The organism is Saccharothrix lopnurensis (genome assembly GCF_042658445.1).
In the GTDB taxonomy this organism is placed as follows: Bacteria; Actinomycetota; Actinomycetes; order Mycobacteriales; family Pseudonocardiaceae; genus Actinosynnema; species Actinosynnema lopnurensis.
This window is the reverse complement of sequence record NZ_JBHSQO010000052.1, coordinates 40072-61181: the sequence shown is the minus strand read 5'-3', so window position 1 is coordinate 61181 and position 21110 is coordinate 40072. Positions and strand designations below refer to the sequence as shown.

Sequence of the window (21110 nt, the reverse complement as noted above, 5' to 3'; positions counted from 1 at the left end):
ATCTGAACAGGACTCCTATCCACCCGGACCACGACGGTCCAAGTGTGTCTGGTGTCCAACATCCAGGGTCAAGTCCCCACCGCCCAACAGTCCGGCTCACCCCACACCCACACCGACCTGATCAACACCGAATTCGGCCACCTGCTGGCCATGATCGACAACATCGGACAACACCCCGACCTGCACCCGGACCTGCCACTGCCCATCAACCACTTGCGCACCACAGCCCTGCTCCTGCACGACACCTTCAACCGGCACACCCCACAGCCGACCCACCCACAGCCGACCAGCCCGCCGCCACACCCGGCGACATAGACCACCGACCAATCCGGATACGACCGACAGTCGACCGGCCGGGACCCCGCAGGTTGCGCGGACCTCACCTACCTCGGCCGAGAGCGCGATCGCGGTCGCCTGGTCACCAGTGATCATGGACACCGTCAGCCGGTCTGCGAGACGTATCGTGTGTTGAGAGTTCGGCATGGCGAGCCGGCACTGACGGGTGCAACGGCCCGGCCGGTCGTCCCGGCGGCCGGGCCGTTGGACCTCGACGAGACCGCCGTGGCGATCCGCTCGGTCTCCGGCCGGTCCACTTGTTCACATGCCGACTGCGGCCGGGTCGACCTTCGCGTCCACCGGTCGCCACTGCACCGATGTGGGCCGTCGACCATGGGTGAGGTAGTCCCGGGCCACCAGGACCACGACGTCCCGCGACACCGCCGATCCGGTGGGCATCAGGTAGGTGCCGCCGTCGGCCAGGCGGTAACCGACGCGGTCGATGCCACCGCCCTCCGCCGGCGCGAAGCGGCCCGAGGTGTCGACCCACTCCAGCGCCCCGCTCCCCAGGCCCAGGCCGACCACCAGACGGTCCTCCCCGTCGGCGTCCTCGTCGCGGCGCAGGAACCAGGCCCGGCCGGGTACGGACTCCGTCTCGGCCCCCGCGAGCAGCATCAGCCCAATAAGGCGCTGTACGTCCCCGGTTCCGGCGTAGTTGATGAAGACCCTGTTCCGCACGGTGTCCACAGCCGAGTCGTCCTCTTCCAACGCGGCCTTCGTCGCCAGGTACATCGCATCGTTGCCCGGGTCGGTCCCGACGGGCGCCCGGTGGTCGGGGACGTCCGCTTGCGGCATCCACTGGAGGCATGTCGGCCGGTGACCGGTGGCCACGAACTGCGCCACAGCGGCGAACACGACCTCGACCGGGACCTCCTCCCCCACGTTGCACTCCTGGTCGATCACGCCGCCGTGCCAGTAGGTCCGGTAGTCGCCCCGATATTCGGTTCCCACCGGCACCTGCGCATCCTCCGGGTCGCCGTACCAACGCAGATAGCCACGGTCGTCGGAGATGCCGAACACCATCGCCGGATAGGTGTCGTCGGTCGGACCCGCATGGATCCACCACTCCGTCGGCAGGACCTCGCCGTCGGGCCTGTGAACCCGGAGAAAGTCCGCCAGGTGCGGCACCTGCCGCATGACAGCCAGGCTGGCCCGATTGTCCCTGTGGGCTGCTTCCAGCACAGTGTCCGACCCGTCGCTGCCGGTCATGATTCCTTTCTCCTCTTTCCATAGGTCTTGGTGAACGGCGTGTTGTCCTGGCGGGTACCATAGACGGTCAACGACTTGCCGAACGCTTCCAGAATCCGGTCCAGCTGCTTGTCACATACGATGACCGAGTCCTGAAAGGTTTCCACGCCGCACGGCGTGTTGTTGATCGTGACTTCTCCGTGGTCCGCGTTGGGAAATTGCGTCAGCAGTTGAACCGCCTTGACTTCGACATGGTGGTGAAGGTAGCGGATCTCCGCGTCCCGGTAGCCGAGGCCACGCAGCATCCCACTGGCCTTCCTGACGAGTTCGGGATTGTTGCGGGTACCCGAGTTGAGCTCTGCCACCTGCCGCCCGTTGATCGTCATCACCCCATGCGTCCTATCTCCGCTCCTGGGCACCACCCGCGGCCGGAGCTGGGCAGCCGACCCTCCGGCCTGAGGGGGATAGCGGTCGCCGTGCGGGTTCTCGTACACAGGCTCCCGCTCGCCGGCCGAGAAGCCGGGTACGACTGTCGAGGAACCTGCCGTCGAGGAACCTGCCGTCGACGGCGCGGCGGAAGTCGGCCGCGCGGGCGCTGCCGCCGGCGGCCGCCAGGGAGCGACCGATGCCGGTAGCCGTGCGTTCCGAAGAGGTGGCGGAGCCACCGGCGCGGACTCCGCCAGCACCATCCGCGAGCGGGCGATCAGCATGCCCCTGACCGCGGCGAGCGCGGCCTGGACATCGGAGTGGACCCTGGTGAACAGCTTGCCGGTCTCCTCCGCCTGCCAGGCGTCGAACCGGTCGGCACCGTCCCTACGGGTGCCGTCCATCGCGACCATGATCAGGTCGACGCCGTCGTTCCACAGATCCTCGGCCTGGTGCAGCGCCTCGGCTGCCCCCTCCAACTTTTTCTCGGCCTCGGCCAGCGCGTCATCGTCAGCGCCAGTCATCAGCGACCCCGCGCCGGTGGAACCGGGCACGGCGGACAGCGGCGTGGGTCAACCTGGCACCCCCCGATACGTACCGATTGCGACGGCCCGATCATCAAGATTTACGCCATGTGGTGTAGTGATCACTGTCCTCCGTACGGGCGATACGCACCAGCCGCCCACAACTCCAAGCATGTATGCGTAAGTTGCTGTCCATTGTCGAGTACTTCCCGCGTGAGCGGGGTGGTCCCGAGACCGAGTCCCGCGTTCGCGTCGAGTTCACGTGATCCGCACAGCTCGGCTGCCAGGAATTGCACGCACCCCAAACACCGCACGGTTGCCGGTCGAACAGGATGAATGCGCGGCGCTGCTGAGGGAGTTGATGGCCCTCAGGGGCTTGACGGTCGACCGCTTCCCGGCTTCCGATCCGGTCGCGTTCCTGCGTCGCCCGGGATCGCCGGCTAGTTTTCCGCAGCTCAGGCCCGGTCCCGCTCGGGACCGGGCCTGAGCTGCATTGGCTTTTCGACGCGCCTCCCGTCAAGGGATGCGGGTGTCGCAAGACGTGTTCGGGGATGATCAGGGTGTGAGCGACGAACGCCCCGCCCCGTTACCCCGGCCGTCCTCGCCGGGCGTGCTGCCCGTGCCCACGCCGTCCGCGCGGGAGCCGCTGCGGCCGATGCCGGGCCGTACGATCGCGCTGATCGCCGCTGGGATCTTCGTGCTCAGCGCGGGCCTGGTGGTCGCGCTGTGGTGGGCCGGCACCGCCGGCCTGTCCGGTCAGGCCCTGGTGACCGCCCGGTTCGACGCCCTACGTACCGGGTTGAGCATCGGCCTCGGCGGCGGAGGGCTCTTCGCCCTCTACCTGGCCTGGCGCCGCCAGCACGCCACCGAGGTCGGCCTGGCGCAGAAGGAACGCGACCAGGCCGACGTCGCCCGCGCCTACGACCTGCAACGCGAGGTCGCCGAGCACACCCGCGCCGACGCCGAGGCCCGTCGGATCACTGAGCTGTACGCGAAAAGCGCCGAGCAACTGGGCTCGGACAAGGCCCCGGTCCGCCTGGCCGGACTCTACGCCCTGGAACGCCTCGCCCAAGACAACCCCCACCAACGCCAGACCGTGGTCAACCTCCTGTGCGCCTACCTACGCATGCCCTACACCCCACCCGGCCCAAAACCCGATGACAGCGCTGACGGCGACGCCCATGTCGCCGAGCGGGAGCGGGCCGAGGAGCTGCAGGTCCGCCAGACCGCTCGACGGATCCTCGCCACCCATCTGCATCCCGGTGACAACATCGACCGGCCGGTCGAGACCTTCTGGCCCGACCTCGACCTCGACCTCACCAATGCCGCCCTCGTCAACTTCGATCTCACCGACTGCCACGTTCGCAACACCACGTTCAGCGGGGCCAGCTTTGTCGAAAACGCCACCTTCAGCGGAGTGAATTTCGCCGGAATCGCCCGCTTCGACAGGGCCAGCTTCACCGGATCTGCCCGGTTCAGAGGAGCGAGCTTCGCCGATACCGCCCAATTCGAGCAGACAAGCTTCGCCGCAGACACCTGGTTCGGCGAGGCGAATTTCGCACAGACCGCCTGGTTCATCGGAACGAAATTCTCCGGAGACACGCTGTTCAGCGGGGCGACTTTCTCCGGAACTACCCGGTTCACCGCAGCAAGATTCACCAACAGCACCCTCTTCGGCGGAACGACCTTCGCCGGAACAACCCTGTTCGAACACACGATCTTCACTCGGGATGTCTGGTTCGCCAGAACACGCTTCACCATGACCGCCGTATTCACAGGAGCGAGCTTTGCCGAGGACATGTGGCTCGATGAGGTACTGATCGCCTCGCCGAGCCCCGACTCGTCCTGGCCAGCCGGATGGCGGGTGACCGACGAGCCGACCGCCGTCGACGGCCAGGACGACACCTGGTACCGCCTTGAGCGAATTTCTGCCGGACCTGTGACATCTCCGTCCCCACAGTCGCCATAGCAGACTTACTGAGTCGAAAGTGATCGATTGCCTGCAGGTTGATGTGCGTGGCCGAGGCGGGGGTGCGCACCGGTTGTCTCCTGCGGAGTAGGAGGTGCTGCGGCGGCGCTGGAGTCCGGGGAGGTCGAGGGCTACAAGCAGGCGGCGGAGGTGTTCGGATCTCGGTGCAGTCGGTGGGCACCTGGTGGCGCGCCTACCAACAGCGGGGCCGGGACGGCCTGGTGGTGCGCCGTCACCTGGGTGCGTGTGCAGTTCGGCCGACTGTCGCCAGGTCGGGCCCGGCTGCCCCTGGGCATGGCAGAAAGCACGGCCGGCTGCTCGATGCTCAGCCGGGAGCGCAGGTACCGTCTCGTCGTCGGTCGTCCGGAGCGTGGGGATCTCGGCTTGGTGTCGACACAGCACGCCTTCCGCTGCCGGTGTGGTGTCCGCCTATAGCACCCCGTCCAGGCAGTCCGGGGCGAGGAGGGATGTGCCGGAGCCGTGGTGGATCAGGTCCAGGGTCGACCAGGCGATGGAGACCAACCGGGGATGGCCGAGCATCTCGGCCACCCGTAGGGCCGCTTCGCCGGCTTCGACGGCGGCCTCGAAGTGCCCCAGCCGGTCCAGTGCCAGGACCACGCGGGAGAGCGCCACGGTCCGATAGGGATGTTCTTCTCGTTCGGCGGCCTCGGCGGCGAGCTGCTGGCAGGCCAGCGCGTCGTCGACCAGGCCGGTCGACCACAGGGGGTCCATGCCCCTTCGCCGATGCGCCAGGCCCTGTCGTCGCGGCCCAGGTCGACGGCCAAGTGTTGGACGGCCGGAATGGTGGCGCGCTCGGCGGTGAACCAGGCGAGGGCGGCCACCCGGTCGGGAAACCGCGAAGCCGGACGGTCACGCAGGTCGGAGAACGCGGACCCGTCGGGCTCGACGGCCTCGGCCACCCCGGCTGTGGCGATCGCGTAGTGCTCGATCAGCCGCAGCAGTCCGGCGACGGTGTCCGGCTCGTCGTCGTGGTCGCGGCGCGCGATGTCCGGTACCCGGAAGCGGGCGGTGTCGTACCCGCCGGTCCGGTGCAGCAGGGTGGTCGCCACCAGCCGCGCCAGGTCGGTGTCGAGGTCGTCGGGTGTGCGGTCGGGCAGCAGGCGGTGGACGGTGTCGCGGGTCAGGCCGAGGTCCAGGACGGCGCGCAGCAGGCTCCACACCGTGTGAGCGGGTTCGGTGAGGTTGTCCACGGCCACGGCATCAGGAGGCCGGGTGGGCAGGTCGGCGGTCCAGGTAGAGCCGGGTCAGCGCGTCCACCGGCAGTTACGGGTGTGCGGCCAGGTGGGCGCCAGCAGCGTCATGGTCACGGGATGGCCGCGGCCGTGCGCGGCCAGCGCCGCCAGGTGTCGTCGTTGCCCGCTGCCGCGTTCCGGGCCCACGCAGGCGGCGAGCAGGTCGGTCGCGGTCTGCTCGGGCAGGGCGCGCAGCACCAGGTGGCGGGCGCCGACGTCGGTGAGATCGGGCAGGCGCAGACGGCTGACCACCAGGGTCAGGCAGTCGGTGCCAGCAGGCAGCAGCGTGGTCACCTGCCCGGCGTGCTCGACGCCGTCGAGCACCAGCAGCAGCCGACGATGACGGGTCAGCGACCGCCACAACGCGGCGCGTTCCCCCGGGATCGGACTGGAGGGCACGGGCAGCGACACCGAGGTTGCGCAGCAGTCGCACCAGCACCACCTCAGTGGCCACCCAGGGTTCGGCGGCGAGGTCGACGTGTAGCCGTCCGTCGCGAACCGGTCGCGGTGGCGCTGGGCCCAGTGCAGTGTCAGCGTGGTCTTGCCGATGCCTTTCGGCCCGCTGACCATGACCAGGGTGAGCGGGCCGGTGTCGTGCAGACGAATCAGTCGGGCGAGTTCTTCGCGCTCGACGAACACCGGCGTCGCCAGCGGCGCCTGCTGCGGAAAGTCTCGGCGACGGCCAGGCTTTCCCGGTGTCGAGTGACGGTATCCACTCGTGCGCCGGGGCCGATCGCCTGACGCCGACGCCGACGCCGTCGGCCATGGTCATGTCCTTGGTCCTTCCTGTCGCTGCCGCCGGTCGACGACCCGGACAGGCACCTGTTCGGCCTCTGCTACCAAAGCCGGTGTCCGCCGTCGCTTCCACCGGCTCACGTGCCCAGGGCCGTCGAGCCGAGCGAGCGGTCTCCGCGATGTCCTGTCACGAGGTCGGTGGTGGGAAGGTGCCGCGGATTGCCGTGAGGTAGGAGGCTCTGGCGATTCCCAAGATCAGCGCGGCTGGGGCGCGGAGGTCCCGCCAGTCGGCAGGGTCGAACCAGCCGCGTCGTCCGGCGTCCTGGGCGGTGGCCTCGGCGATGTCGTGGCGGCCCTGTCTCAGCGCGGTCAGGTGCCGCAGGTACAGCGCCGGCCTATCGAGGACCGGCCGGTCCTGCCGGGGGTGTCCCGCCCGAGCAGCGCCCGCAGTTCGACGGTGATCGTGTAACCGTGGAGAGCGGTCGGGGCCCGACGCAGGGCTGCGGGCTGGTCGATCAGTCCGGAGGTGGGGGCCGGCAGCCGGTGCCAGGTGTGGGATCGGATGTGGGCGGGTGCGGTGTCGTCAGGGTTGTCCGTGCCGGTCATGCCGGGCTCCTTGCCCGGTGGATGTCGTCGCCGGTGGGCGGGGCGTGGAGGTTTCGTTTCCGCCGTGGTCAGGGCGGTGTGGTCGTGGTGGGGCCCGGTGGGCGGGCGGCTGGGGGTTGTGGTGGGCGGTCTCCGGAGGGGGTGTGCTCGCGGGGCGGTGTGCTCGCGGGGGTTGTCGGGGTGGAGGGCTCGGGTGGGATGGGGTGGGGGGTGGTTTGGTTTCGTGTTCGGGGTTGGTGGTGTGCCGGGGCGGGGTGTGGCGGTGTAGTGGTGCGCCGGCTTCGTGAAGCAGGGTGCGCATGGTGCCGAAGGAGATCCGGTGGCGGGTGGCCAGGGTGCGGATGCTGGCGCCGGCCGTGTACTCCCGGGTGAGCTGTCGGCCCGCGTTGATCCGGACGGGGTCGTCGGCGCGCCGGTAGAGCACGACGTCGCGCAGGGGTTCGTCGTCGGTGTCCCCGTCGGTGTGTCGGGGGGCGGTGACCGGGTCGGGTTGGATGCCGTGGAGTTGTTCGGGTGCCACGCCGGACCACAGCAGGAAGGCGTGGACGGTGTAGGGCGGTGAGGGGTGTTCGGGAGGGCGGACCTCGCGTGCGACGTCGTCGAGGAATCGGAGCAGTGGGGTCTGGTAGAGCGTGGTGAGCCGCAGCAGCCGGGGCAGCGACGGGCGCCGGGTGCCGTTCTCCCACTGCGCCAGCGTCGTGGCCGGGATGCCCAACAGCCTCGCCGTGTGCTCCCGGGTGTAGCCCCGCCGCTCACGCAGGCCGACCAGGTGACGGGCCAGGGCCTGTGGATAGGCCAGCAGACTCTCCATCCCGGTGGGGCGGGGCGCAGGGGACGACGTCGGCGGGGACGACGTCGGGGACGAGAGCGGAGTCGGTGGCGAAGGCGGGGATGGGCGACGGGTCAAGGGGATGCTCCGGTACTCGACGTTCGTGGGCGGCTCGCGGTGGGACCGGCCCCGGTGCGTAACGCAGCCGTGATGGGCGCCGATCCGGGACGGTGGCCCGGTCGGCGGTCGGTGGCAGGTCCCCGGTCCGGGATCCGGCGGGTGTGGGCGTGCCGTCTCTCCGAGGGCCCGAGGCGGGTGCGGTGGTTCATGCCGGGTTCGCCAGGTCCAGCAGGAGGGTGTGGGACTCGGTGCGGGACAGGGCGTGTTCCAGGAGTCGGGTGGCCATGTCGCGGTAGTGCTCGACGAGGTCGGGGCGGTCGAGGAACAGGGTGCACGACACGGTTCTGACGTGGACCACGGGCCGGTGGGTCCTGGTCTTCGTCAGGGTGAAGGCCACCTGTTCCCAGTAGCTGGCCGGCGCCGAGACCGGTATGACCCGCACGGCCGCGGCGCGGGCGGGCAGGTGTGCCAGGTGGTGCAGCTGTTCCTTGATCGTCTGCCGGTCACCGTGTAGGTGGCGCAGGGTGGGCTCATGGACGATGAAGGTTCGCCGTGTCGAGGACGAGGACGAGGGCCGGAACGACCGGTACCTTCGCAGGCCGGCGGCGAGGCGCTGTTCCACCTCGGCCGGGGTGGTGTTGCCGTCGCGGGCGAGCAGTTCGCGGGCATAGCGTTCGGTCCGCAAGAACACGGGCAGGGAGAGGATGTCGTAGACGAAGAGGTCGTCGGCGGTCGCCTCGTGCAGCAGTGCGGCGTCGACGCCGTCTGCTTCGCCGATGTCGTGGGGTTGGATCAGCCATCCCGTTTCGGGCTGGCCGTAGAGGTCCATCATCCTTGTGTGGGTCCGGGTGTCGGCCCGGTAGGCACCCAGCAGGCGGGCCAGGGTGTTCCGGTCGACGTCGAGTCGGCCGTCCTCCACCGCGTCGAGCCAGTCGACCGGGCTGTGCAACACGGCCGCGGCCGCGGCCCTGTCCAGCCCGAGCCGCTCCCGCGCCAGGACCAGTTCCCGTCCCATGACCCTGGTGCGCACCGTCGAGGACGGCAGCGTGGCGTCAGTCGTGCTCACAACGATCTCTTTCACTCGTGGCCGTGTTACCGCGATCCGGCTGTTCCGGCATCGGGGCTGCGATCACCCGGGTCGACCGCGGCGGAGTCCGCCGGTCCTGTATCGACCGCACCGGCCGGGCCGGTGGGTCCCGGGAAGGCGGTCACGGTTCCGGTGGTGGGGTGTCCCACAGGTTCACCCGGTCGGTGACGACGAGGGGTTTGTCCTGGGGGCCTTTGACGTGGGCGGGGACGATGCGTTCCTCGTGTTCGCAGTCGCCGGTGGCGTGCAGGCGGGAGTTGAGGCAGGTGTTGCGCCGGTAGGGGCGTACCGGCCAGCGGCGGGTCCACTGCGGTGCGCGCCGGCCGTGGGAGGCTTGCTCGTCGTCGGCGACGGCGTCGGGTGCGGGGCGGTGCCGGGTATGGACCCGGACCAGCCGCACACCCCCCGATGCGGTGACCCCGTCGCGTTCGTCGCGTTTGCGGGCCGGGCGGGGGCGGGTGAGGGTCTCGGTCTCGGTGAGTTGGGCGTTGCCGGTCTGGGCCATCAACTGCCAGGCGGTGTGGACCACGTGCGCCCACTGCCCGCCGGTGTCGGGGGTCGGGTCCGGCAGGGGCTTGTCGAAAGGCAACACGATCTCGTCGCAGGTGCGCAGCGGGGTGTTCCTGCTCCGGGCCTCGAACTCGGCCAACCGGCCGGCGGAGGTGGTCCCGCCGGCGAGGTCGGGCAGTTCCAGGTCGGGGGGCAGGGCGTCCCAGCCGCTGCTGCCGGTGGTCCAGAAGGTCAACCACACCCCCTCCATGCCGTAATCCAGCGCGACCGGGCCGTCGGGTGTCCTGACGTTCCAGGTCAGTACGCCGGGGGCGCCGTCGAGGTCGAGGTGGGCGGGGGTCCAGGTCGACCAGGACACCGCCACGATCGGCGTCGGCATCACCATCGCACCGGGGGCCAGGACGCCGGGGTGGCCGAGGTTGGCCAGCGAGGCGGCCAGGTCGAGGTCGTAGCCGCCGATGGGCTGGGCGAACAGCATCAACCCCGCCTCCGCCGGCATCCTGCGGGCACGGACCGGCTCACCCGACGGGATGTCGGCCACCGCCAACGCCAGCGAGGTCATGTCCCCGTCGACCCAGTACAACTGGGCCTCACCCAGTCGCCGGTGTTCCCGGCGGGCCATCAGCATCCCGCCGGTGATGCCCACCCCCGCGGTGTTCTCCGGCGGGCCCTGCATCGTCGGGAAGAACGCTCCCCCGCCGAAGTCGATGCGTATCGCGAACTCCACGTAGTTCCGGCTCAGGACGTACTCGCGCAACCGCAACCGCACCTCGGGCAACTCCGCGGGAGCGGGCGGAGCCCACTTCGCCACCATCTCGGGCCGGATGATCACGACGCGCTCCTCGGACGCTCACGGTCAGGCTTGGGGTGGCGGGTGGCCGTGCGGCGTCGACCCGGGTCGGATGCGTCGCGTGGCACCTTCACGACGGTGAACAGGTCGTCGAACGTCAGCGGCGCCAGGGCGGTCAGAGCACCCCCGATGAACGCCCGGCCCGGCCGCAGCTCGCCGGCCAGAACGCGGGTGACGGTGCTGCGGTTGACCTCCATCGCCCGGGCCACGGAAGCATCCGAGGAAAACCCGCGACTCCTCATCGAGGCGACGAAGAAGTCGACGTGCAAGTGGATCGTGTAGGGCATCGTGTGTCCGGAATCCTCTGGTCAGACGCCCGCAGCGGCCTGTGGCGGGGTGCCGGGTTCGGCACGGACGATCCGGAGCGGCACGGAGATCCGGTCCCGGTAGGCCACGGCCTGGTCGGCGATCAGGTCACGGGACTTCCCCGCGTCCAACGCGCAGCCCTCCAGGGCCCGCATCTTCTTCCGGTAGGCGGCAACGACGCCAGGGTCGTCGTGGACGACGGTGGCGGCGTCGGTCTCCACGAACACCACCGGACGGGTGGGGGCGTCGAAGTCCAGCAGGGTGCCCGGCCGACACAACGCGGCCCGCCCACCCCGACCGACCGGGATCACCCGCACGGTGACATCCAGGCGGTCGGCCAGTGTGATCAGGTGCAGCATCTGCTCGTGCATGACCGCCCTGTCCCCCACCACCAGGTGCAGAGCCGTCTGGTACAGATAGATCACCGTGTGGCGTCGGCCGGACCGGTGGTCACGCAGTTTCTCGTTGCGGGCGGCCCGGACCCGGGCGATGTCCCGGTCACCGGTCAGGGCGGCGGTGTAGTTCTCGCTCTGGGCCAGGGCCGGGATGGTCAACGGCTCGTAGGTGGTGACGGTGCGCGCGTCGTGCTCGTGCATCCCGACCGTGGTCAGGGTGTCCATGCAGGTGTCGTGGACACGCAGGAAAGAACCGGTGTCGGTTTCGGTGGCCAGAGCCAGAACGCGATCATGGGCCGCCTTGCCGGTGGCGTAACGACCCAACAGGGCGGCGATGTCCGCGATCCCGGTACCACGGGAACCGGTCTCCAACTTCGACAACTTGCCCAACGACCACCCCAAAGCCGCGACGACCTCACCGCTCGACATCTCCGCACCCTGGCGCGCCCGGCGGAGCTCCTCACCCAACTCACGGCTGTGGGCACTGCTCACACGAAACTGCTGCTTGCCGTTGCTGTTCACAATCGACCTCGACGGTGCTAGTTGATGTTCGGATGACAAAGGGCGCCGCTCGCCCGTGATGGAGAAGCGGGCCGGAAGCCGGGCGGTGCCGCCTGCGCGGCTTCGCCGGGCGTGGAGCGTTGTCAGCAGCTTCGCCAGGTGGGTGTCTGTGCCGCTGCTCCGGCGGTAGGGCATCGACGGTGTCGCCGCCTGGATCATGGTGCGGGAAGGCTTCCTGCAAGAAGTAGGCGGCTTCGGTGAAATCGTTGGGCAGATTTGCCGACGGCATTCCGGCACGGATCACTGCGGCCATTGCGGAGTACGGCCTTGGTGCTGCTCACAGGACACGCGACCCGACCCGTGTGGACCGCAGAGGGATCTCCTCCACCGTGCGTCACGCGTTGTCACACCCCTGGCACTCGTGCCACGACGCGGGCCACAGCGACGCCGGAGCGAACTCCAGCACCGGAGAAAACTCTGTCCCACAAAGGGTTTCACCGCCGCCACCGGGCTGGAGATCAACCGGAACAGCGTGCCGTCGCCCGTCGTAGGGGAGCCATCGAAACGACACCGCACACCACCTCCACAGTCCAGAACGATCGATCAGGACCGTAGGAATGCAGGAAGTCGATCTTTTGACACCCAGGCAAAGTAGCTCGAATGGGCTAAACAGGCAGACCAGCGCGGTATGCCATGCCGCGAAGCTCACGACCCACCGCGTCACGCTTCGCCTTCACCAGCAGTTCGGCCAGTACCGACCTCATGAACGGGTGCCGGTGGATGCGAGCCGGTGAGATCAACTCAGCGCGCCGCAGCGCCACCACGGCATCGTCCTGCCGCCGCGGAAGCCGCGCCAGCGCCCGACCGTACTCACGCCAGTACGCGGACTTCCTTGTGGGAGAGGGAAGAGCTTCCGGATTGACGGTCATGGCGATACGGGCGGCTTCGACGTAGTCGCCCGCTTCGAGCGCGATGGACATCCGCCACACGCCGACGTTGCTGGGACCGAACCCGAACCACAGCGCGTTGCCCTCCCCGGTGTACTGCGCAAGATCCGTCGCGTGTTCGAGCGCGGCCAAGCGCTCCGTCTGGTCACCCTGGGCAGCGGCCACCAATGACGACGCCAGGGTGAGCATCCCCGTAGCTTGTGCGGCTTCCCGAGAAGTTGTACCGAGGTTCGGCACCGCCAGCGCCTTCGAAGCCAGATCGAACGCACCAGCGCCTATCAGGCCAAACGCCGTACCGAACGCGCTGACGGCGTGCGTCAACGGGTCGTCCACCTGTTCCGCTGCCTGCTTCGCCAGTGTTGCGGCTTGCCATCCGAGATCCATGTTTGCGCCGATGTCACCCAGCCATGCTTGGGTTCCCTGGACATGCACCAAGGCCAATAGACGATGAATTTGTTCAACGTCGCGGCCGATCTTCAACGTCGCGTGCAGGTCTCGAATCAATCCAGGAAGTCCGAGACCGACGTCGACATAACTACATTGACGTTGTGCTTCAAGCAGAGCCGCAACACGTTTAGAAAGGACGTCCACCGGAATTACATTGCCGCTTGGCTCGCCCATAGCCACGGAAAGCAGAGCCAAACGGACCGGTCCTAGCGACTGGTCTTGTTCGAGATGATCGACCGGAGCAAGAGTGGTTATCTCGCTCGGCGCGACTTCGAGTGCATTCGCAAGTGCCACGACAAGTGAACGCCGATCCAAAGCACGCGCACCCGATTCCAAGCGGGAAAGGTAGGACACACTGATGCCCGCTCGACCAGCGATGACGGCCAGCGACTTTCGCTGAGCATGGCGGATCTGCCGCAGCCTGCGGCCGATCTCGTTGGGTGCGTCGCCCACGCCTCCGAGGATAGCCGCTAGGACGGTGGCCAAGGGGGCGCGGAGCGGTGATCATGGACATGACCAGGGGTCGTACGAACCTCAAGATCACCTGAACAATCGTGCTCGTGCCCCAGCACGAACGGGGGCGTTGCCCGCCGCACCCCCGCGACGGCGAGGAGAGCCTGGTGCTCCTTGCGCACGAGTGGTCCCGCCGGGTACGCCCGGACAACGACATCACCGGATTACTCAAAGTACGTTCCGCCTTCGCCGCCTCGGCCTCCACCGACGAAGGTGAGCACAGCCACGACTTCGTGGCCAGACATCGGGCAGACAAGCCGAAGTCGCCACCCTCAATTACTGGGCCTACTGATCGGTGAACTCGGCGACGTGCGCATCTGACGACTCTTTCATTCGCGACAAGGACATCCGGACCTGGCACGGAGGTACACTGCCCACCCACCTGACGGGCGCCTCGACCCGGCCACCGCAACTCCTGTTGAATCCGCACAACCGGTACACCCCGTATGCCCTGCACACGCTCATCGCCTCACGACCGGCCTGCTCAACGCACGACCGCACTTTCGCGCCCGCTCGCACAGTCCCTGGACAGGCCAGCTTCCAGCGACTCGCTATCCCGGAACCGGTCATGATCAGGTAGTCGGCCTTCACTATGCTCTCCGTATTCCGGTCACCAGGGAGAATACGTGTCCGACGACGCCTCCGCCCTCGCCGCCTTCGGCTACGAACTCGGCGTGCTCAAACGCATCCGGCGTGCCGGCTGGTGGCACGCTGGCGTCCGCGACCCCGAGTCCGTTGCCGAACACACCATGCGCGTCGCGCAGCTGGCCGCCCTGATCGCAGCCGAGGAAGGCGCCGACCCCCGCTCGGGCAGCCTCCTGGCCCTGTGGCACGACACCCAGGAAACCCACACCGGCGACCTACCCCACACCGCCATCGACTACTTGACCAAGCCGGACCCGCAGGCGATCACCAGGGACCAGACCGCGAAACTGCCGGAGCGTTCACGCGACGCAGTCCGGGACGCGGTGAACGAATACGAGACGAAACTGTCCGCCGAGGCCCACTGCGCCAGCGATGCCGACAAGCTGGAGATGCTGCTCCAGGCCGTCGAATACCGCGACACCGACGTGCAACGCGTCGACGGATGGATCGACTCCGCCCGCAAGAGCCTCAAGACCCAGACCGCACGCCGCGTCGCCAAAGCCGCGATCACCCTCTCACCACTCGCCTGGCGGGGCCGATAACAGCCGCCCGAATCCACCCACAACCGTAACCACGCCTTGACACGCAAGAACAAGCGGCCCACGCAGCAGAACCACGCCGATGCCCAAACCGGCCCTCACCCACCGAACCCGCCGGCCAAGAAACGTCCTCTCCGCGCGAGTGGGCATCACCCCTGATCCCGTGCCCAAGCAGTGGCGGGCCGCGTCTCCTCCGCGCAGGCCAGGATGATCCCAGGACGGCCATACCCAGATCGAACTCGCCGAGGTCTTCCCACTCGAGCGGAGGTAGCCCGTCGATCAGAGCGGGCAGGACCTGCCACCGATATACGAGACCGGAACAAACCGAATGAAAACGCACACCTCGGCATGTAAACTCCCTGGTCAAGAAGTGTGCTCCCCGCGCGAGCGGGGGTGGTCCCTCGCATTCGACCTCGCCCAGGGCGAAGTCGGGGTGCTCCCCGCGCGAGCGGGGGTGGTCCCGTGCGCATGGCCCCGAACCTGATCGCCGAAGTGTGCTCCCCGCGCGAGCGGGGGTGGTCCCGGACGCTGAAACGACCGTGGACGTCCTGACCAGTGCTCCCCGCGCGAGCGGGGGTGGTCCCTCGTCAGCCGGACCAGCACCGGCCGCGCGGACGTGCTCCCCGCGCGAGCGGGGGTGGTCCCTGCCGCTCTGGCCGCGCCCTCATTCCCCCAGCGTGCTCCCCGCGCGAGCGGGGGTGGTCCCCGCCCGCCGCGCCGGTGGTCGAGGTGGTCATCGTGCTCCCCGCGCGAGCGGGGGTGGTCCGCCCGCACCTCGCCGCGCACCGTCCACGCCTACGTGCTCCCCGCGCGAGCGGGGGTGGTCCGTGCTGCGCAGCACTAGGGTGGTGCTGCGCAGCGTGCTCCCCGCGCGAGCGGGGGTGGTCCGTCCGAGGGCACCTTCGCGAAGGTCCGGTCACAGTGCTCCCCGCGCGAGCGGGGGTGGTCCCGAGGTGGCCGCGCTGCGTCCGGACAGCCAGCCGTGCTCCCCGCGCGAGCGGGGGTGGTCCTACAAGCTGCACCCGGACGGGGTCGTGAGACTGGTGCTCCCCGCGCGAGCGGGGGTGGTCCGCTCCCGCTCCACCTCGTGCCCGTGCTGGTCGAGTGCTCCCCGCGCGAGCGGGGGTGGTCCGGCCGATCGCACCACGCCGCGCGTGCTGTTCACGTGCTCCCCGCGCGAGCGGGGGTGGTCCGCGCTTGCCCGGCTCGACGGTGCCCGGTTCGCGGTGCTCCCCGCGCGAGCGGGGGTGGTCCGCACTCCGACGTCCGCCCGTTCGCCTCCGAGGCGTGCTCCCCGCGCGAGCGGGGGTGGTCCGATCAAGGAGCCCAGCACGGGCAACTACGCGTGGTGCTCCCCGCGCGAGCGGGGGTGGTCCCCGGCCGCTGCCCCGTCGCCGGCGCCGCCGGGAGTGCTCCCCGCGCGAGCGGGGGTGGTCCCCGGACCAGGGTGTCCAGCCACAGCAGGCTGGTGTGCTCCCCGCGCGAGCGGGGGTGGTCCTCCGGTACCCGGCGTCGTGCATCTGCCGGTGCGGTGCTCCCCGCGCGAGCGGGGGTGGTCCCGTGACCCCGTCGCCGGTGGTCGAGTACGAGCGGTGCTCCCCGCGCGAGCGGGGGTGGTCCCGGAATGGTCACCCGGTACGCCCGTGAGGACCCGTGCTCCCCGCGCGAGCGGGGGTGGTCCCGGAATGGTCACCCGGTACGCCCGTGAGGACCCGTGCTCCCCGCGCGAGCGGGGGTGGTCCGCGGGCAACCGGGCCCGGTACGGAGGTGGGCAGGTGCTCCCCGCGCGAGCGGGGGTGGTCCCGACGCGCACGACGTTGTCCCGGCTGCCCATCCGTGCTCCCCGCGCGAGCGGGGGTGGTCCGGAACTCGGCCTTCCGGACCACTCCCCGAAGACGTGCTCCCCGCGCGAGCGGGGGTGGTCCGCCGGCGGCCGGCTGTAGGTGACAGGGGAGCGCGTGCTCCCCGCGCGAGCGGGGGTGGTCCGCGGTCATCGCCTCGGTGCATGGTGGGCAAGCGGTGCTCCCCGCGCGAGCGGGGGTGGTCCCTGTGGGTCAGGTGGTGCATTCGGCTCGAAGTGCGTGCTCCCCGCGCGAGCGGGGGTGGTCCCCAGAACCAGAGCACGTGCGCGACCTCCGGGTCAGGTGCTCCCCGCGCGAGCGGGGGTGGTCCCCTGAGGTTGTCGTTGGCGAGCCCGAGCGCGAGGTGCTCCCCGCGCGAGCGGGGGTGGTCCGGAGAAGTTCGTGCAGATCATCGACGAGGAGTTGTGCTCCCCGCGCGAGCGGGGGTGGTCCTCGCCCGTGTCCCGCGCGAGGTAGTCGATCACCACGCGCCGGACTCGGCGGCCCTCGGTGATGAGTGCTCCCCGCGCGAGCGGGGGTGGTCCCTGTTCGACCATCACGGAAACGGTCGCGTCGTCGTGCTCCCCGCGCGAGCGGGGTGGTCCGACGAACTGGCCCCAATCCGCCGGGTCTGGGCGGTGCTCCCCGCGCGAGCGGGGGTGGTCCGAGGTCGCTCGCATCGGCCAACTCGTGCAGCAGGTGCTCCCCGCGCGAGCGGGGTGGTCCGTGGATCTCGAAGCCGTCGCACACGCAGTAGCGGTGCTCCCCGCGCGAGCGGGGGTGGTCCAAGCCCTTCGAGTTGCCGGTCGGTCCGGCGGTCGTGCTCCCCGCGCGAGCGGGGGTGGTCCGTTCACCCGATCGGGTGATCCTGCACCGACCGGGTGCTCCCCGCGCGAGCGGGGGTGGTCCCGACGTGGTGGTCGCGGCCGCGAGCGCGACCATGTGCTCCCCGCGCGAGCGGAGGTGGTCCGGGCCGCCGATCTCCTCGACGGCGCGATCCGGACCGGTGAAGGAGTGATCGACCGTGCGTGTTCCCGTGAAGATTCGGGCGTTCCCGCTGGCGGCCGCGCTGCTGCCGTCCGCTGCCCACGCCGAATCGTGCCAGGCCGCCAGGAAGATCGTGGTCGACGGCGCGTGGACCGAGTACACCGAGTGCACCCGCTCCGACATCCACGTCGTCGGCGTCCCTGCAGGACCCTGGATATCCTCGCCGACCGCAAGTGCGCGCAGGTCTACGTCAAGTACACCGGCTCCTCCGTCACCGACTACAGCAACCGCCCCTGCCCCCAGGGGCAGACCGAGTACTTCGACTTCGGCTCACACGAAGGCGACGAAGCCTGGGTCTTCCTCACCAACCCCCCTACTCGACCGTCCGGGTCGCCGCCGCGGTGCGGAACGCACGGGTGACACACCAAGCCCGGCCGCACACACCGTGACGGGCCGACCGCCCGTCGGCCGGAACCTGCACCTCATACGGGTGCACGTGGTCGCGGGCCTTGCGGCCACCCCGACGTGCTGGCTGGCTGGACGACATGACCAGACGCGTTCTGCCCGTCCTGCTGACCGTGGTGGCGTTGCTGTGCACGCCCGTGACCGCCGGAGCCGGCCCGCATCCGCCCTACACCCCGCTCAACCCGGCCTCGATCGAACTGGCCGAGGCGGGCCGCTTCACCGGCCAGGTGACGTTTCTCAACGTGCCGTGGTATTACGCCTGGGGCTTCAAGATCAGCGAGTCATGGGCGGTGGGCATCATCGGCCCGGTCACCGAGTTCACTACTCTGGACTGCGACGGCAAACGCATCGCCGCGAACGACCACGTGGAATATCCAGACTACATCTTCCACGGCTCCTCGGCCGTGAACTCCTCGTGCGGCGAGTACTACCTGTTCGGCCGGTTGGACTTCGTGCGGCCCAACCAGAAGGGTTGGATCGAGTACTGGGACCGCTTCACTGTCGCGTTGGCCCGCGACGGCAGCACCGTGCTGATCAACCTGGGCAGCGGCATTCGGCACGGCGTCGAGAACACGGCGCAGGCAGGCTCGGCGCCGGTGCGGCGCACTACGCTGCCGGCGTGACCGACCACCCCGACCATGACGATCCCGTCCCCGACGCTCCGCCGTCCCCCTCCCCGTTCGTCGTCCGCGCACCCGCCGCGACCCGCGAACCCGAGCTGGCAGCACTCGCCATCGCGGCGGTCGTCCCGACGTTGAGCGACCTGGTCGCCGGGGCGCAGCCGCCCGTTCCGGAGCATCCGCCGGTGACCGTCACCGTCGAGGAGGCCGCCGGCGACCACGGCGGCGTCATGATCCGGGTGGACCACGCCGGGTTCGGCGTGTTCGCCCCGACCGACGTGACCGCCGCGGTGGCCGACGGTCTCCAGCAGGAGGTCGTGCGGCAGTTCGCCGTCACCACCCCTGTCTGCCCCGGCCACCGGCACCCGGCCCGCGTCGCGGTGGTCGACGGGATGACCGGTTGGCGGTGCCCCGTCGACCCGGAGCACTGGTCCTGCCCGCTGGGCGGCTACCCGACCGGTGACACCGCAGGACGATCAGCGGTGTGACGGGACACAACTGCGGGCACTGCGCCGTCGACCGGACGGGCGCTGGACGGGCTCGAACTCGGCACGCCGCCCGGTTTGCGAGCCTCGGGCGGCAGAACACCGGAGCCGCGCATCCGTCGGATTGATACAGGACGTGATGAACCGGGGCACGGTGCTACGGTTTACCTAGGCGCGGAGGCGCCTCCTTGTCTACAGGTCTGTACGTAGGAGGTATTCCGCGAACAGGGGTCGGGGACGCACCCACGGGCACGCCCCCGACCTGGCAATCACCTGGGCAACAGGTCGATGATCGAGGCGATCAAAGCGACGACCTGTGCCAGGAGGCCAAGGACGACGGCGACCCGTGTGGAACTCCACTTCCGCTTGGGTCGCCGCGTCGAACGCCTACGGCGTCCATCCTCGACCGTTCTTCTTCGGACCACACAACCTCCCTGGACTTGCCCACTCACATGGGCAGGCCGGAACCTCTTCCCGACCCGTCGACGTGGTCGGGAAGGGTGTGATCGGTGATCCGTCGCCGACTGTATCGGGCGTTCGTCATCGCCCCGGCAGGCCACCGCGCATCTGTGGACAACTCCGTTGCCAGTGGACAACCCGCCTACATGTGTTCCTCCTGCTCCCCATCGTCCTGGCTCGCCTCGCTGTTGCGGTCACGCCCACCCGCGTCACCCGATCGTGTTGGCACGGCGGACCGCTCATGAGGACACAGGCGGTCGTCGAGGCGGTCATGGTGCTCCCCGCGCGCCGGGGTGGTCCGTCCGACCGGGACCTGGTCCACGTCGCCCAGGTGTGCTCCCCGTGCGAGCGAGGTGGTCCTCTCGCGGCGATGCCGGTCCGGGGCGCCGCCTCGTGCTCCCGCGTGAGCGGAGGTGGTCCTCAGTTTGGCCGTCAGACCGGCACTCTCTCGTCGTGCTCCCCGCGTGAAAGGGGGTGGATCCCGCCTGTGGGGCGTCGGTCCGAACGGCTGCGCGCACGCCTGGAGCGCGTCGAGTCCTCCCGACGCCGCCTGGTCAGGACACTGCCGCGGTACTGACGCGACGCCGCCGAGAACGGCAACCCCGTCCACCTGGAAGCGCTGCGACGCAGCCTCACTCACCGCGACGACGACCTGGCCGCCGCACACGACACCATCACCGCCCTGGCCGAAGAACTCGACCAGGCATGCGAGGCCCTGCTGCGCCGAGCCCCCACGCTCCACTACGGCACACCGCCCGACGTCAACGCCGACGAGGCCGACGACCGGTCCCGACGCGCGGAACCCACCGCCCAGGACCGCTTCGACAGCTGGCAGGACCTGCTGGAGGCCACGCGCACCGAACTGCCCGGCCTGTGGCTGGCGCCGGACCTGCTCGACCACGCCGGACGGCTGCCGGCCCGCTGGGACTGGCTGACCACCTCGTGGAACTCGCTGTGCGCGCTATCGGACTACGCCCGCGCGAGAAGTGCCGCCCTCCCCGGCATGCAGCCGGGAGATCTGCGGCACTTCCGGGCCCTACCTCGACAGCGCCGACGTCGAGGGCCGGAGGACCTCCCGCACGCAACTGATGCTCACCGAGTCCAGAACCGTGTTGTCAGACCCGCGGCTTCGACGCCCCCGAGAACGCCCCGGACCGGACAACGCAACCGGGCCACTGCTCTACACCAGCCACATCCGCATCGGGCTGCCCGCCCCCTGGCCGCGGCTGTACTTCCACGAACCACTCGACACCGACGACAGAGTCTGCATCGGCTACCTCGGACGACACCTGCCCAACACCCTCACCTCCTGACCCCACCACAACACAACTTTCCGCTCCCAGATCGCAGTCACGGTGTCACCGGCCATCATGGAAGGGGGCCCGGTTCAGCCCGCCCCCAATCCCTGCGTCCGCCCGACGCGCGGAAGCTGCGGAACATGGCACGGGATACTTGGACCCATGCCTTGCCCTGGGCACCCGGAACCGACACAAACAGCAGCCCCACACCACAGTCCCCGTCGGACGTCGCACCGAACAGACCCGCCACGCCCTCGGCCATACCCAGGCCGTCACCTTCCACCCGCCC

General features: G+C 69.5%; 16 protein-coding genes and 1 CRISPR repeat array. Of the genes, 4 read left to right on the top strand and 12 right to left on the bottom strand.

Annotated features, from left to right (window positions below):
- Nucleotides 1-96 precede the first annotated feature (96 nt).
- The 3 genes from ACFP3R_RS32265 to ACFP3R_RS32255 all read right to left on the bottom strand — a co-directional run bounded on the left by ACFP3R_RS32265 (nucleotide 97) and on the right by ACFP3R_RS32255 (nucleotide 2504).
- Nucleotides 97-240 carry a hypothetical protein gene (locus ACFP3R_RS32265; RefSeq protein WP_380641666.1) on the bottom strand — a complete coding sequence of 48 codons (144 nt, stop codon included), beginning with the start codon at nucleotides 238-240 and terminating at the stop codon, nucleotides 97-99.
- A 357-nt stretch (nucleotides 241-597) separates the two neighbouring features.
- On the bottom strand, nucleotides 598-1545 hold the full coding sequence (locus tag ACFP3R_RS32260; protein WP_380641664.1) for an Imm1 family immunity protein: 948 nt from the start codon (nucleotides 1543-1545) through the stop codon (nucleotides 598-600).
- Nucleotides 1542-2504, bottom strand: a complete 963-nt coding sequence (locus tag ACFP3R_RS32255) for a DddA-like double-stranded DNA deaminase toxin (RefSeq protein ID WP_380641662.1) — start codon at nucleotides 2502-2504, stop codon at nucleotides 1542-1544. The genes ACFP3R_RS32260 and ACFP3R_RS32255 overlap by 4 nt, the downstream gene beginning before the upstream one ends.
- Before the next feature lie 532 nt (nucleotides 2505-3036).
- Here ACFP3R_RS32255 and ACFP3R_RS32250 point away from each other — a divergent pair.
- Nucleotides 3037-4443: a pentapeptide repeat-containing protein gene (locus ACFP3R_RS32250; protein ID WP_380641660.1), complete on the top strand. Its 1407-nt coding sequence runs from the start codon at nucleotides 3037-3039 to the stop codon at nucleotides 4441-4443.
- Nucleotides 4444-4931: 488 nt separating this feature from the next.
- Here the strand turns inward: ACFP3R_RS32250 and ACFP3R_RS32245 are convergent, their stop codons facing one another.
- The 9 genes from ACFP3R_RS32245 to ACFP3R_RS32205 all read right to left on the bottom strand — a co-directional run bounded on the left by ACFP3R_RS32245 (nucleotide 4932) and on the right by ACFP3R_RS32205 (nucleotide 13422).
- Nucleotides 4932-5660, bottom strand: coding sequence for a hypothetical protein (locus ACFP3R_RS32245; RefSeq protein WP_380641658.1), 729 nt, complete (start codon nucleotides 5658-5660; stop codon nucleotides 4932-4934).
- Between the two features lie 48 nt (nucleotides 5661-5708).
- Entirely contained in the window at nucleotides 5709-6335 is a 627-nt protein-coding gene (locus tag ACFP3R_RS32240; protein WP_380641656.1) for a hypothetical protein, read from the bottom strand.
- A gap of 679 nt (nucleotides 6336-7014) precedes the next feature.
- Nucleotides 7015-7848 (bottom strand): helix-turn-helix domain-containing protein, encoded by an 834-nt coding sequence (locus ACFP3R_RS32235; protein WP_380641654.1) that lies wholly within the window; start codon nucleotides 7846-7848, stop codon nucleotides 7015-7017.
- A gap of 283 nt (nucleotides 7849-8131) precedes the next feature.
- Complete coding sequence (locus ACFP3R_RS32230; RefSeq protein WP_380641652.1) at nucleotides 8132-8992, bottom strand: helix-turn-helix domain-containing protein; 861 nt, start codon at nucleotides 8990-8992, stop codon at nucleotides 8132-8134.
- A gap of 142 nt (nucleotides 8993-9134) precedes the next feature.
- A complete protein-coding gene (locus ACFP3R_RS32225; protein WP_380641650.1) occupies nucleotides 9135-10355 on the bottom strand; it encodes a hypothetical protein in 1221 nt (406 codons plus the stop codon).
- On the bottom strand, nucleotides 10352-10660 hold the full coding sequence (locus ACFP3R_RS32220) for a transcriptional regulator (protein ID WP_380641648.1): 309 nt from the start codon (nucleotides 10658-10660) through the stop codon (nucleotides 10352-10354). The genes ACFP3R_RS32225 and ACFP3R_RS32220 overlap by 4 nt, the downstream gene beginning before the upstream one ends.
- A gap of 21 nt (nucleotides 10661-10681) precedes the next feature.
- Entirely contained in the window at nucleotides 10682-11794 is a 1113-nt protein-coding gene (locus tag ACFP3R_RS32215; protein ID WP_380641646.1) for a helix-turn-helix domain-containing protein, read from the bottom strand.
- A 175-nt stretch (nucleotides 11795-11969) separates the two neighbouring features.
- Nucleotides 11970-12146, bottom strand: coding sequence for an HC3 family zinc finger protein (locus ACFP3R_RS32210; protein ID WP_380641644.1), 177 nt, complete (start codon nucleotides 12144-12146; stop codon nucleotides 11970-11972).
- Between the two features lie 94 nt (nucleotides 12147-12240).
- Nucleotides 12241-13422 (bottom strand): helix-turn-helix domain-containing protein, encoded by a 1182-nt coding sequence (locus tag ACFP3R_RS32205; RefSeq protein WP_380641642.1) that lies wholly within the window; start codon nucleotides 13420-13422, stop codon nucleotides 12241-12243.
- Between the two features lie 686 nt (nucleotides 13423-14108).
- Here ACFP3R_RS32205 and ACFP3R_RS32200 point away from each other — a divergent pair.
- The 3 genes from ACFP3R_RS32200 to ACFP3R_RS32190 all read left to right on the top strand — a co-directional run bounded on the left by ACFP3R_RS32200 (nucleotide 14109) and on the right by ACFP3R_RS32190 (nucleotide 19067).
- On the top strand, nucleotides 14109-14669 hold the full coding sequence (locus ACFP3R_RS32200) for an HD domain-containing protein (protein ID WP_380641640.1): 561 nt from the start codon (nucleotides 14109-14111) through the stop codon (nucleotides 14667-14669).
- A 369-nt stretch (nucleotides 14670-15038) separates the two neighbouring features.
- A CRISPR array of direct repeats spans nucleotides 15039-17477; the repeat unit is 28 nt; unit sequence GTGCTCCCCGCGCGAGCGGGGGTGGTCC.
- 562 nt (nucleotides 17478-18039) lie between these two features.
- On the top strand, nucleotides 18040-18582 hold the full coding sequence (locus ACFP3R_RS32195) for a hypothetical protein (RefSeq protein WP_380641638.1): 543 nt from the start codon (nucleotides 18040-18042) through the stop codon (nucleotides 18580-18582).
- Nucleotides 18579-19067, top strand: coding sequence for a hypothetical protein (locus tag ACFP3R_RS32190; protein ID WP_380641636.1), 489 nt, complete (start codon nucleotides 18579-18581; stop codon nucleotides 19065-19067). The genes ACFP3R_RS32195 and ACFP3R_RS32190 overlap by 4 nt, the downstream gene beginning before the upstream one ends.
- Nucleotides 19068-21110 lie beyond the last annotated feature (2043 nt).

Bases quoted from the DNA above. Each gene is read 5' to 3' on its own strand.
- ACFP3R_RS32195 (WP_380641638.1), top strand. From the start codon at position 18,040: ATGACCAGACGCGTTCTGCCCGTCCTGCTGACCGTGGTGGCGTTGCTG.
- ACFP3R_RS32235 (WP_380641654.1), bottom strand. From the start codon at position 7,848: ATGGAGAGTCTGCTGGCCTATCCACAGGCCCTGGCCCGTCACCTGGTC.
- ACFP3R_RS32215 (WP_380641646.1), bottom strand. From the start codon at position 11,794: ATGATCCAGGCGGCGACACCGTCGATGCCCTACCGCCGGAGCAGCGGC.
- ACFP3R_RS32260 (WP_380641664.1), bottom strand. From the start codon at position 1,545: ATGACCGGCAGCGACGGGTCGGACACTGTGCTGGAAGCAGCCCACAGG.
- ACFP3R_RS32220 (WP_380641648.1), bottom strand. From the start codon at position 10,660: ATGCCCTACACGATCCACTTGCACGTCGACTTCTTCGTCGCCTCGATG.